The sequence below is a fragment of the Auritidibacter ignavus genome (genome assembly GCF_029853775.1).
GTDB classification, from domain to species: domain Bacteria; phylum Actinomycetota; class Actinomycetes; order Actinomycetales; family Micrococcaceae; genus Auritidibacter; species Auritidibacter ignavus.
In genome coordinates this window covers 1,839,397-1,851,725 of the sequence record NZ_CP122564.1, presented here as the reverse complement: position 1 = coordinate 1,851,725, position 12,329 = coordinate 1,839,397, and the positions used below count along the sequence as shown (strand labels likewise).

At 54.4% G+C, this 12,329-nt stretch carries 12 protein-coding genes; 5 read left to right on the top strand and 7 right to left on the bottom strand.

From position 1 onward, the window contains the following. Nucleotides 1–67 precede the first annotated feature (67 nt). From QDX22_RS08530 to rpmH, 7 genes are read right to left on the bottom strand one after another with little or no spacing between them, the layout of a single operon-like run. On the bottom strand, nucleotides 68–997 hold the full coding sequence (locus tag QDX22_RS08530) for a ParA family protein (protein WP_279672657.1): 930 nt from the start codon (nucleotides 995–997) through the stop codon (nucleotides 68–70). Between the two features lie 43 nt (nucleotides 998–1,040). Then, on the bottom strand, nucleotides 1,041–1,745 hold the full coding sequence (gene rsmG, locus QDX22_RS08525) for a 16S rRNA (guanine(527)-N(7))-methyltransferase RsmG (protein WP_279672656.1): 705 nt from the start codon (nucleotides 1,743–1,745) through the stop codon (nucleotides 1,041–1,043). A 16-nt stretch (nucleotides 1,746–1,761) separates the two neighbouring features. Continuing rightward, nucleotides 1,762–2,325, bottom strand: coding sequence for a Jag family protein (locus tag QDX22_RS08520; RefSeq protein ID WP_279672655.1), 564 nt, complete (start codon nucleotides 2,323–2,325; stop codon nucleotides 1,762–1,764). After that, nucleotides 2,322–3,284 carry a membrane protein insertase YidC gene (gene yidC, locus QDX22_RS08515; RefSeq protein WP_110100919.1) on the bottom strand — a complete coding sequence of 321 codons (963 nt, stop codon included), beginning with the start codon at nucleotides 3,282–3,284 and terminating at the stop codon, nucleotides 2,322–2,324. Before yidC ends, QDX22_RS08520 begins: the two co-directional genes overlap by 4 nt. Before the next feature lie 5 nt (nucleotides 3,285–3,289). Then, the gene (gene yidD, locus QDX22_RS08510) at nucleotides 3,290–3,667 is read right to left on the bottom strand and encodes a membrane protein insertion efficiency factor YidD (protein ID WP_279672654.1); all 378 of its coding nucleotides are present in this window, start codon (nucleotides 3,665–3,667) and stop codon (nucleotides 3,290–3,292) included. 3 nt (nucleotides 3,668–3,670) lie between these two features. Next, nucleotides 3,671–4,084, bottom strand: coding sequence for a ribonuclease P protein component (rnpA, locus tag QDX22_RS08505; protein WP_255434407.1), 414 nt, complete (start codon nucleotides 4,082–4,084; stop codon nucleotides 3,671–3,673). A 54-nt stretch (nucleotides 4,085–4,138) separates the two neighbouring features. Then, complete coding sequence (gene rpmH / locus QDX22_RS08500; protein WP_110100922.1) at nucleotides 4,139–4,276, bottom strand: 50S ribosomal protein L34; 138 nt, start codon at nucleotides 4,274–4,276, stop codon at nucleotides 4,139–4,141. 431 nt (nucleotides 4,277–4,707) lie between these two features. Here rpmH and dnaA point away from each other — a divergent pair, with 431 nt between their 5' ends. The 5 genes from dnaA (at nucleotide 4,708) to gyrB (ending at nucleotide 12,205) form a co-directional block, all read left to right on the top strand. After that, a complete protein-coding gene (gene dnaA, locus QDX22_RS08495; protein WP_110110662.1) occupies nucleotides 4,708–6,246 on the top strand; it encodes a chromosomal replication initiator protein DnaA in 1,539 nt (512 codons plus the stop codon). Nucleotides 6,247–6,943: 697 nt separating this feature from the next. Next, nucleotides 6,944–8,074: a DNA polymerase III subunit beta gene (gene dnaN, locus QDX22_RS08490; RefSeq protein WP_279718193.1), complete on the top strand. Its 1,131-nt coding sequence runs from the start codon at nucleotides 6,944–6,946 to the stop codon at nucleotides 8,072–8,074. Beyond that, nucleotides 8,074–9,255, top strand: coding sequence for a DNA replication/repair protein RecF (gene recF / locus QDX22_RS08485; protein ID WP_279717746.1), 1,182 nt, complete (start codon nucleotides 8,074–8,076; stop codon nucleotides 9,253–9,255). Before dnaN ends, recF begins: the two co-directional genes overlap by 1 nt. Further along, nucleotides 9,256–9,852: a DciA family protein gene (locus QDX22_RS08480; RefSeq protein WP_233487918.1), complete on the top strand. Its 597-nt coding sequence runs from the start codon at nucleotides 9,256–9,258 to the stop codon at nucleotides 9,850–9,852. It abuts the gene before it with no gap. Between the two features lie 268 nt (nucleotides 9,853–10,120). Further along, nucleotides 10,121–12,205 carry a DNA topoisomerase (ATP-hydrolyzing) subunit B gene (gyrB, locus tag QDX22_RS08475; RefSeq protein ID WP_199223051.1) on the top strand — a complete coding sequence of 695 codons (2,085 nt, stop codon included), beginning with the start codon at nucleotides 10,121–10,123 and terminating at the stop codon, nucleotides 12,203–12,205. Nucleotides 12,206–12,329 lie beyond the last annotated feature (124 nt).

Here is a 12,329-nt window from a genome sequence, read left to right as displayed (position 1 = left end):
CGTGAAACGGCGTACACGCCACAGAGAAGGAGCCTCGGCACGAGGCAAACAACAAGATAACGCGATACTAACGACCTTGCTTACGCCCACGTTCAGCAATCTCGAGAGCAGCCTCTCGATAACTCAAAGCACCTGACGAAGCAGGATCATAAGTCATCACAGACTGCTGAAAACTGGGTGCCTCGGATATCCGAACATTACGCGGAATGACGGCATCAAGCACCTGATCCGGGAAAAACTCGCGAACCTCTTCCGCGACCTGAATCGCCAAATTGGTGCGACCATCGTACATAGTCAACATAATAGTTGATACTTCGAGTTCTTCATTCAAATGCTTTTGAATCATTTGAATGTTCTTGGTCAGTTGGGATAGACCCTCAAGCGCGTAATACTCGCTTTGGATAGGGATCAAAACTTCCTTCGCTGCCACCAAAGCGTTGACAGTCAACAATCCCAAACTAGGAGGACAATCGATGAAGATGTAGTCAAGCCGTGGCAAGTCTTTTTTCTTCCGGTATTCGAGATACCGCGCTAGCGCTCTAGCCAGCCGATGCTCTCGGGCGACCAATGACACTAGTTCGATCTCCGCACCAGCCAGATCGATGCTGGCCGGGACTACGATCAAGGAATCCGTTTCTGGGTTTTGTTGAACCACTTCGTGCAGCTCAAAGTCATTAATAAGAACATCGTAGATGGAGTCGGTACCCTGTGAATGCTCCACGTTCAGAGCAGTTGACGCGTTGCCCTGGGGGTCCACATCAATCACCATGACGTTCATACCGCCACGTGCCAATGCGGAGGCAAGATTCACCGTGGTGGTCGTCTTTCCAACGCCGCCCTTTTGATTGGACACAGTCAGAATACGTGTGCGCCCGGGCTTCGGAATCTTCTTGGAGTCCAAACGTTGCCGTCGTTTCGCCTCGGATGCGATCTCAGCAGCCAGCGGCGTAGCCGAGGATTGCGACTCGGCAGCCGTTGAGGAATCGTTATTGCTCATACGCGCTTTTCACACTCCGATGCCATGACGGCGACACTATTGACTACCCCAGTCTATCCCCAAACGTTACCCTGACAACGGTCGTGGGAATCTCAAGCAGGTCATCCCCGCAGGTCAGGACTGTGACGTCCTTGGCCCGATGCGTGCGAAGTACTTTCTGTGCCTTCGAAATTTCCTCCGCAGCACTACGTCCCTTGAGCGCTAGAAGTTCACCGTCTCCGTGCAAAAGCGGCGCAGTTAATGGGATGAGTGATTTCAAGGCAGACACGGCTCGTGCAGTCACGACATCAACGTCGAGGGTATCTACCACCTGTTCAGCCCGGGCACGCACCACATCTACATTATGCAAACTTAGGTCCCCGATCACGTCCTCTAACCACAGCACCCGTCGCTCTAATGGTTCAACAAGTACAAACTGAACGTCGGGTCGGGCTATGGCTAAGGCAATACCGGGTAAACCGGCTCCTGATCCAACATCGGCCACCAGTGCGCCCGAAGGAAACAATGTCTGCGCAACGGCGCAATTTAACACGTGACGTTCCCACATAATCGGGATTTCGCGTGGGCCCAAAAGGCCCCGTTCAACACCCGTCGTCACCAGATGATTCACATAACGCTGGGCAACCTCGCCCGCCTTGCCATAAATCTCCCGCACAGCACCTTGAATCCATTGCGGTTGTTCACTCAATCGGCTGATGGCTAAGGCGGTGTCGTAATCGACCTGCCCATGATGCTGATCCTCGGCCATAGGGATCCATCCTTCATCAGTTGTCGGCGGAAATGACCACGTGGCGGCGTGAGCCTTGCCCCTGGGATTCGCTGACTAGGCCCGCTTCAGCCACGACGTCGTGAATGATCTTGCGCTCATAGGGCGACATCGACTTCAGGTGTACTTCGTCCTTTTCGCCGTCCTTAATCTCAGCAATCGCGTCTTCAGCCAGTGAGCGAAGCTCAACCTCGCGTTGCTGTCGATGCCCGGCAATATCCAACACGAGTCGAGATCGTTGGCCGGTCGACGACAAGACCGACAGTCTTGTCAGTTCCTGGAGTGCTTCAAGGACTTTGCCTTTGGCACCAATCAAGCCCCGTAACCCGTCATCTTCACCGTCGGTGACAACAGAAACGTAGGTGCGACCATTTCGCACCTCAATATCGATGTCTCCGTCAAGATCGGCAATGTCAAGAAGCTCTTCAATATAATCGGCAGCGCGATCGCCCTCTTCTTCGATCGTCGAGACCGATTCTTCAGTCTGTTGGGCTTTGACCCTCTGCTCATCAAGAGTATCGTCAGGATCGACGGCGTTATTGAGTTCTTCAGTAGTAGTCATCGTTTCTTTCTACTCTTTCTCACAGGTTGCTGGCGCTGGCCTTTCGGCTTATTTGCTTTCGCTTCGGCCTTAGCCCGCGCTTCCTCAGCTGCTTTACCAATGGGTTCAAGACCCTTTGCCACACGGCGTTCATTTAGCTCCCGTTCCGCCTGCGAGCCAGGGGCCGGGTTCCGACGAATAATGTAGAACTGCTGGCCAACCGCCCAGAAGTTTGTTGCGGTCCAGTAGACCAAAACGCCAATAGGAAAGTTGATGCCACCGATGGCGAACACCAAAGGCAAAACGTACAGCATCAGCTTCTGCGACTGCGCAAAGGGGCCGGTCATCGCTGCCTCAGTCATGTTCTTGCTCATCAGCATCCGTTGCATATAGAACATCGACGAAGACATCAAGACAATCATCACCGCAGCCACGATGATGACCGACCAGTCGAGGTTCTCACCGGTCGATCCCAGGAAGGTGTCCTGCATTTGTGCGCCGAAGATGCTCGATCTGGCAAATGAGGAGATTTCCTCATGGCTCAAGGCCGCGATGTTCTCGCCGTTTGCCGCTGCATGAGATGCCCCGTTAAGTACCTGATATAGCGCGAAGAAGAATGGCATCTGAACAAGCATGGGCAGACAGGCTGAGAATGGACTGGTCCCATGTTCCTTGAACAGCGCCTGCTGCTCCATAGCCATCGCCTGACGCGACAGCTGGTCTTTCTTCCCTTTGTACTTCTGCTGGAGTTTCTTAATTTCAGGCTGCATCGCCTGCATGGCACGCTGGGATTTGATCTGGCGCACGAAAAGGGGCAAGAGCAAGGTGCGGATGGTGATCACCAAGAGCACAATCGCTAGCGTCCAGGTCCAACCGGAATCATAGCCCAAGCCCAAAAAGCTCAAGAAACTGTGAAAAATACTCAGAATCCAGGAGACAACCCATTTGAAGGGAAACAGTATGACATCGAAAAATCCCATGGCGTTCAGTTTTCCTCTGCTGTGTGTGAGCCGTGTTCTTCCGGTACTTGCGGGTGATTCAGTCTAATGATCTTGGGCAATTTACCCTCTGGCCAAACTCTATGACTTGGCGGAACCGGATCAACTCCACCAGACTGCCACGGGTGGCAACGAAGAATTCGCCACATGCCTAAGCCCATTCCTTTAATGGCACCGTGTCGATAGACAGCTTCGAGTGTATAGGCCGAACAACTCGGAAAGAATCGGCACACTTGACCATACAGTGGCGAGATCACAGCCCGGTACGCTATAAGCACCGAGGCAACAGCATCAGAAGGCAGGGCACGAAACCGACCCCACTGCTTTCCCGGGCTTAACGTGATGTAGGGCGATTCAACGGGCATACCTTAGTCTTCTGCCATTTCTGTCATGCTTGTTCTGTCACGCTGGGCCATTTTCTTCATCGCGTGTAGCCATTGGCCAGCCACATCGGACCTTAACTCATGATAGTCAACCTGAGCTGACCGAGGCAGAGCACGAATCACAACATCTTGCGCAGGTGAAGAATGATCTCCCACGGGGAAGTGGTCCTCTTGGAAAAGACTGGCTACAGCAGCACGCAAGCGTCGTTGTACGGTTTTGCGCGTAACCGCATTGCCCACTGCCTTTGAGGTGATGAATCCCACCCGCGTTGGGCTAAGACCTTCAGGATTCTCACTCTGTTGCTGAAAAGCCACAGATACGACAATGTTCCGGCCCCCAGCGCGGGTGCCGGAACGAATTGTCCGTGCAAAGTCCTTGCCCTTTCTGATCCGGTTCATTCGTGGCAACACGCGATCACGACCGGCAGGTACTGCGCTAAAGGATCAAAATAGTTAGGCAGAAACGCGCGCCCGGCCCTTGGCCCGGCGTGCGGAAAGCACTGCACGACCGGCCCGGGTCCGCATCCGAGCACGGAAACCGTGCTTGCGGGCGCGACGGCGGTTATTCGGCTGAAAAGTCCGCTTACTCATGGTTAATTCTCCAAGCTATATGGTCTTGCACCGTACACCCAGGACGTCAGTCATCCACCAGGCGTTAATGAACTCGGTGTCAGTTCAAGGTCATTGGTCTTTGAATAGCGCACTACGCTACGCGGTAGCACGAACACAGACCTGTCAAGAATAGTTACTTTCCGATCGATACGTCAAATCCACGAGGATACACTTTCTCAACAACCTTCGCACATGCTGTGAATAACACTGTGCATAACTCTCATTTCCCGCGTGATCACGCTAGGCTATTACCACTGGTCGTTGGCACGACCAGTTGTCCTGTTCATGTTCAGACCCCCTCGTGGTCATGGGACCAGGGCGGTCTCACGGCCTGAACTGGACAGTCCACAACACCAGTTACGATAGGTCACTAACATCACGACCACAGCGGTCGTGAAGAGGAGAGTCTCGTGGTTCCAGATGACTCAATCACAAGTTCGTGGCGTCACGTTGTCCAAGAGATCAAAGACACAGGACAAGTCAGTGCACGTCAAATGGGGTTTTTGGATCTGGCAGTGCCTCAAGGGCTGATTGGGAACACACTTCTTCTCACCGTGCCAAATGAACTCACTCGACAAGTTCTTGAGGGCCAATTACAGGCTACTCTGAGCCAGGCCCTGCACAAGGTCTTTCAAACTGATCTCCGTTGCGCCTTCTCGATTGATGCAAGTCTGCAACCTGTCACCGCGGAACCAGTTCGCTCCTCCGAACCTTCCTATGACCGGCATCACGCTGTGGATAACTACGTTGATAACTCTGCGCGACGGTTTGCGACAGAGGACTCGATTCGACCACGTCATGACCAGGATTACTCGAACCCCACCACGGTACTGAGCGCCAGAACGAACCCGGCTCCTAGTCCCGAACCTGAAACAATTGATGCAACCCCGGCAGACTCAGAAGAACGTACCCGGTTGAATCCTCGATACCACTTCGAGTCATTTGTCACAGGTTCGTCCAATCGATTTGCGCACGCGGCAGCCAATGCGGTGGCTGAAGCCCCGGCGAAGGCCTATAACCCGCTGTTCGTTTACGGAGAGTCTGGGCTGGGTAAAACTCACCTGCTACACGCCATCGGTCACTACGCCCAAGAGCTTTATCGCGGTCTGCGAGTCCGGTACGTAAACTCCGAAGAATTTACGAACGACTTTATTAACTCCATTCGTCATGATGAAGGTGCCAGCTTTAAGCAGATCTATCGAAACGTCGACATCTTGCTGATCGATGACATTCAGTTCATGGCCAATAAAGAAGCCACGGTTGAAGAGTTCTTTCACACCTTCAATGCTCTGTACAACAACAATAAGCAAGTGGTAATTACCTCTGATCTACCACCAAAGCAACTTTCGGGTTTCGAAGAACGACTACGGTCCCGCTTCGAATGGGGTCTCACCACAGATATTCAACCGCCAGATCTAGAAACTCGTATCGCGATTCTGAATAAGAAGGCGGAATCTGACGGTCTCTATGTCCCCACAGATGCCCTGGAGTACATCGCTTCACGGATCTCGACGAATATTCGCGAGCTGGAAGGCGCACTTATTCGCGTTGCTGCCTACGCTTCGTTGAATCGTCAGCCGATTGACTATTCTCTGGCTGAGCATGTTCTCAAGGACTTGATCCCTGATGCCGATTCCCAGGAGATTACGTCTGGATTGATCCTTGACGAGACCATGAAGTACTTCGGTTTCACACTCGAAGAGTTGCAATCGAAATCTCGAACCAAAAAATTGGTCAATGCCCGGCAGATCTCGATGTACCTACTCCGTGAGCTAACGGAGATGTCCCTACCACGCATCGGTGCAGAGCTTGGCGGACGAGATCACACCACCGTGATGCACGCGTACCGAAAGATTCGTGACCTGATGGGTGAACGTCGCACGATCTATAACCAAGTCATGGAGCTAACCAACCTCATCAAACAGGCAGCACGTAATAAGCACAACTAATCGCTAGAGATACTCCTGTGATATTCAAGTCACCCTCAGCTTGAAGGTTTTCTTTTATTCACCTCAAGTTCAACTTGAATGTTGGTCCACACCGTTAAACCCGCCAAATACGGAGATTTGTCCAAAGCTGGAGACCATGTATCCACAATCGTCCAGGTATATCCACAACTTATCCACACACAACATTCAACCCCCATAAACAGGTGTGGATAACTCTGGGGATAAAACGGGGAGAAATACCAAAACCCTTTGGATACACCCCCTCTTCCCTGTGAATCTGCTGAACAGCCACGCCGAGAAACTCCACGACAATCCCCAGCCCACACGAGCACACTCCACGCGACCCTCCACAAATTCAACCGCAGAATGAGCGCTGAGCAACCGCTTATCCACATTATCCACAGGACTTATTAACACCACTTACCCTTAAAAATCCCCATCTACAGAACAACAACCTTCCAGACACTTCGCGTTTGCTTCGACGACAGAAGAGGAACCGAGAAGCTGTTCACAGCGGATCACATGAAAACTCACAATCCGCTAAGCTTGCAATGACTCATGAGCTCATTTCTGTCATTATTGAGCTCGTAGTCACGCCATTTAGGCGTGCGATAGACCCGATCATGAGAGGCAGAGCAGCGTGACGTTCAGTCTAGAGGAGTTCTCTACAGACTCGGCCAGTAGTGGCAGCCCGAGCCTGAAGTTCACTATCGAGCGTGACGTCCTCACCGACGCTGTATCGTGGGCTGCCCGTTCTTTGTCCTCTCGCCCACCAGTACCTGTACTGTCGGGATTGTTGATCACAGCCGAAGATCAACTCGTGTCCATCGCGAGCTTCGATTATGAAACCTCCGCACAACTGGAAGTCGAAGCCGATATCGAAGAGCCGGGACAAATTCTGGTTTCCGGCAAATTGCTCAATGACATCGTCAAATCTCTTCCTCATGCACCCGTCACCGTCGAGCTCGATGGCTCCAAAGTTGTTCTGACGTGTCGGAATTCGCGATTTGCCCTGGCGACGATGCCGGTCAGTGAGTACCCGACTTTGCCTGAGCTACCTGACATTTCGGGAACGGTCGACGGTGACACGTTCGCTCAAGCAGTTCACCAGGTCACCGCGGCAGCCTCTAAAGATGACACTCTGCCGGTCCTGGCTGCGGTGAAGATTGAGATCGACGGGGATCAGATGACGTTTCTGGCCACCGACCGGTACCGATTGGCCATGAAAGAAATCACCTGGACACCAACCGATCCGGCGATGTCGACCTCCGTGTTGGTTAAAGCTCGCACACTGTCCGAGGTTGCCAAGTCCTTGGGTGGTGGTGGCGAACTGTCGTTGCGACTCAATCAGAGCGACTCAGGAACCGAGATCCTCGGGTTCTCGTCCGGTGGCCGTCGTGCCACCAGCCTGTTGGTTGATGGTGATTACCCGAAGATTCGGGCCCTGTTTCCCGAGTCCAGTCCGATCCACGCAGTGGTGGAATCAACGCCCTTAATTGATGCGGTCAAGCGCGTGGCCTTGGTCGCGGAACGCAATACTCCGTTGCGTTTGGCGTTCACCGGTAACGAGGTTTACCTTGACGCCGGGGCAGGAGATGATGCCTCGGCGAATGAATCGGTGCCGTGCCGACTGTTGGGAGACGACATCACGGTGGCCTTCAACCCCACCTACTTGCTTGAGGGACTCAACGTCGTCAATGCCGATTACTCCCACTTTGCCTTCACCACCGCTCCTAAACCTGCATTGCTGACCGGTCAGAGTGAACCCGAAGGAGCGGAACTCCAGGACTTCCGCTATCTGGTCATGCCGATTCGCATCGCTGACTGATGGTCTACATTTCGGCTTTCTCACTGACAAACTTTCGGTCCTATCAGCAACTGGACCTGACTTTCGAACCAGGTACCAATGTCCTGGTGGGATACAACGGGGTCGGCAAGACCAACATCGCCGAGGCGATAAATTATTTAGCTACCCATCATTCGCATCGGGTGTCACACGATGGACCGCTGATTCGCTTTGGCGCAGACCAAGCCCATATCCGAGGCCGCATTCACCACGATCAACGTGCTGTCGGTATCGACCTGGAGATCAATCCTGGCAAATCCAATCGGGTGTCCATCAACCGTGGAGCACCGCAACCGGCCAAGCAGGGTTTGGGTTTAGTGCGGTGCGTCTTATTTGCTCCGGAAGATTTGCACCTTATTAACGGAGATCCTTCGGTGCGTCGGAATTTTCTTGACGACCTCACGGTGCAGCTTCGACCAGTCATGGCCGATGCCCGGCGGGACTACGAGCGTGTGTTAAAACAGCGCAATGCCCTGTATAAGTCCGCAAAAAAATCCCGCCGATGGGGTGCCGATGAAGAAAGCACCCGTCACGTTTTTGACGAATATCTTGCCCAGGCCGGCGCCAGAATTCTCTGGGGACGGTTACACGTCTTGAAGCTCTTGGCTCAGCCTCTGCAGACCGCCTATCAAGCCCTAGCACCGGGTATGAAAGATGCCGGTTTCAGTTACGAATCCACCGTGGGATTAGCTACCGGGCAACACCCGGTGGTCCCGGACGAAACTGCTCTGGCTGAAGCGATGCATCAGGAGTTGCAGGCCGTTCATGATCAGGAACAAGATCGCGGACTGACCTTGGTGGGGCCTCACCGTGATGACGTGCAGTTCACGCTGGGGCCTGCCCCGGCCAAAGGCTATGCGTCCCACGGGGAAACATGGTCTTTTGCGCTTGGTTTGCGACTGGCCAGCTATCAGGTGCTCGCCGAGGATCGGCCCGGTGGCCAGGACCGACCCATCTTGATTCTCGACGATGTGTTCGCCGAACTCGATGCCCAACGGCGTGACAAATTAGCCCAGATCGCCACCGAGGCTGATCAAGTGATTGTCACCGCTGCGGTGGCCGAGGATGTGCCGCACACACTTCACGGTCCGCGGTTCCCAGTGCGCTGCGATCACGGGATCTCCCAGGTGCCCACTACTGAGACCAACGGGCCAGAGGACTAGATGATGATGGCAGCAGATGAACTCGATGCGATCTGCGGGGTGGACCACGACAGAATTGACGCGGCATTTGCCGCCCTACAACGAGTACGTCGCACCGTCTCCCAAGCCGGATATACCCCCGGCGACCCCGACCCGAGCGTGCACCGGTCGCGGCGAGGTTCTTCGCGCCGGGGAACACGACGGGCCCCATCGGTGCGCCGGCGAGCTGCCGCTGACGTTGATAATCAATTCACCTCACCCTTACCGAAAGTGAAATCCCTTGATGAGCTTTTCGGGGGTCTAGTCGCTGACCGGGGTTGGAAAGAACCGGTCGCGGTCGGATCGGTCTTGGGACGGTGGGAGGACCTGGTCGGACCACAGGTGGCTGAACACTGTCAGATTGAAAGTTTCGAGCACGCGGTGCTGGTGGTACGGTGTTCGACCACCAGCTGGGCCACTCAATTGCGATTGATGTCTGCCCAGATCCTGCAACGGATCAATACGGCTCTGGGTCGTGAGGTGGTACGAGAGATCACCATTAACGGACCCGCTGCCCCCAGCTGGCGTAAAGGCCCGCGGGTGGTGCGCGGTCGAGGTCCGCGCGACACCTACGGATAACCCACCCACGATCTCGCTCAACGCGGATTTGCCGGGCTAGCACCAGCGAGGTCGAGATGCTGTTCAGAAGAAGCTCTACCATCACGCCGAAGCGGCCGTTATGTCACGATTTGGGCATGTTTTCTCCACTGAGGGCCCGATTTTTTCCGTGGATCGGACTTGATGGCGTAGAATAACGGGATGTGCGCGGCGAGTTATCGTTGCCAAAAGTCCTATTTTTCCGATCGAGGAGCCCCTGTCGACCGTGGCCGATGAACAGCCAGAGACCCTGTCTCAACCAGACCAACCGGACTCAGCTGGACTATCCAAAGTGGATCACAGTTATGACGCCGGAGACATTACCGTCCTGGAAGGTTTGGAAGCCGTTCGTAAACGGCCCGGTATGTATATCGGATCCACCACTTCCCGGGGTCTGCATCATTTGGTCTACGAGGTCGTCGACAATGCGGTCGATGAAGCCCTGGCAGGATACTGCGACACCATCGACGTGGCCATTCAGGCCGATGGTGGCCTGCGGGTCTCTGATAATGGCCGCGGTATTCCGGTCGATCTGCATCCCACTGAGGGCAAGCCTACGGTTGAAGTGGTCATGACCATCCTGCACGCCGGTGGCAAGTTTGGTGGCGGCGGATATGCGGTCTCTGGTGGTCTGCATGGTGTGGGTGTCTCCGTGGTGAATGCGTTGTCCACCAGGGTCTATACCGAGATCTGTCGCCAGGGTTATGTGTGGCGAATTAGTTTCCACAACGGCGGTCACACCGATCAGCAACTGGAACGCGGGGAAGAAACGGAGCAGACCGGTACCACCCAGACCTTTTATCCGGACCCGGAGATCTTCGAAACCGTCGAGTTCGATTTTGAGACGTTGCGCGCCCGCTTCCAGCAGATGGCGTTTTTGAATAAGGGCCTACGGATTACCCTGACCGATGAGCGCAATCTGGATTCCAATGAGGTCCAGTCTGATGAGATCGTCGGCGCCAGTGCTGCGCAAGATCAGCCCGATGAAGCCGGATTGGCCGAGCAAGGTCAAACCGAAGACACCCCCTCACAGCGTTCGGTGAGCTACTACTACGAAGATGGCCTGCTCGACTATGTGCAGCACCTCAACTCACTCAAGCGCACCGAAACGGTGCACGAGGACATTATCGCCTTCGAATCCGAGGACGAAAATCGCCAGATGGCTGTGGAAGTGGCCATGCAGTGGACCACTGCTTTTTCTGAATCGGTCTACACCTACGCCAACACCATTAACACCCACGAGGGTGGTACCCACGAAGAAGGCTTCCGCGCGGCCTTGACCGGTTTGATCAACCGTTACGCTCGAGACAACGGATTGTTGCGGGATAAAGACGATAACCTCACCGGTGACGATATCCGTGAGGGACTCACCGCAGTTATTTCAGTGAAGCTTTCCGAGCCACAGTTTGAAGGCCAGACCAAGACCAAGCTCGGCAACTCCGAGGCCCGCGGTTTCGTCCAGGGTGTGATCACCTCCGAACTGACCGACTGGTTAGACCGCAACCCCGCGCCGGCTAAAGAGATTATTCGCAAAGCCATCCTGGCCTCCCAGGCCCGGTTGGCAGCCCGCAAAGCTCGGGATCAAGCCCGGCGGAAGTCTCCGCTGGAATCCTTCGGCATGCCCGGTAAGCTCTCGGACTGCTCCTCAAAGAGTCCCGAAGAGTGCGAGATTTACATTGTCGAGGGTGACTCTGCGGGTGGTTCGGCCAAGCAGGGTCGCAATCCGATTACCCAGGCCATTCTGCCTCTGCGTGGCAAGATCCTGAACGTAGAACGGGCCCGGCTAGATCGAGCATTATCGAACGCGGAAGTTCAGGCCATGATTACCGCGTTCGGTACCGGTATCGGTGAAGAATTCGATATCGAGAAGTTGCGCTATCACAAGATTGTGTTGATGGCGGATGCGGATGTGGACGGTCAGCACATCACCACCTTGCTGTTGACCCTGCTCTTCCGTTACATGCGCCCGCTGATCGAACGCGGTCATGTGTTCTTGGCCCAACCCCCGCTGTACCGGATTAAGTGGTCGAATCAGCCCCACGACTACGTGTTCTCCGATGCAGAACGTGATGACCGGTTGGAAGCCGGTTTGGCGAAGAACTGGCGGCTGCCTAAGGAGAACGGCATCCAGCGGTATAAGGGACTGGGAGAGATGGACTACCAGGAACTGTGGGAAACCACTATGGATCCGCAGAACCGCACGTTGCTACAGGTCACCATGGATGACGCTGCCGCAGCCGATCAGGTCTTCTCGATGCTGATGGGCGAGGATGTGGAATCTCGCAGAAACTTCATTCAACAAAACGCCAAGGATGTCCGGTTCCTCGATATCTAATCAGAGATCGCGTGGTGCCTGCGAGTCCGAAGAAGCCCGTGTTGGAAAACCCAAGGATTAAAACAGCGTGAGTGACGAACTACCTCCAGAGATCATCAATCAAGACAAGGTCGAACACATCGAT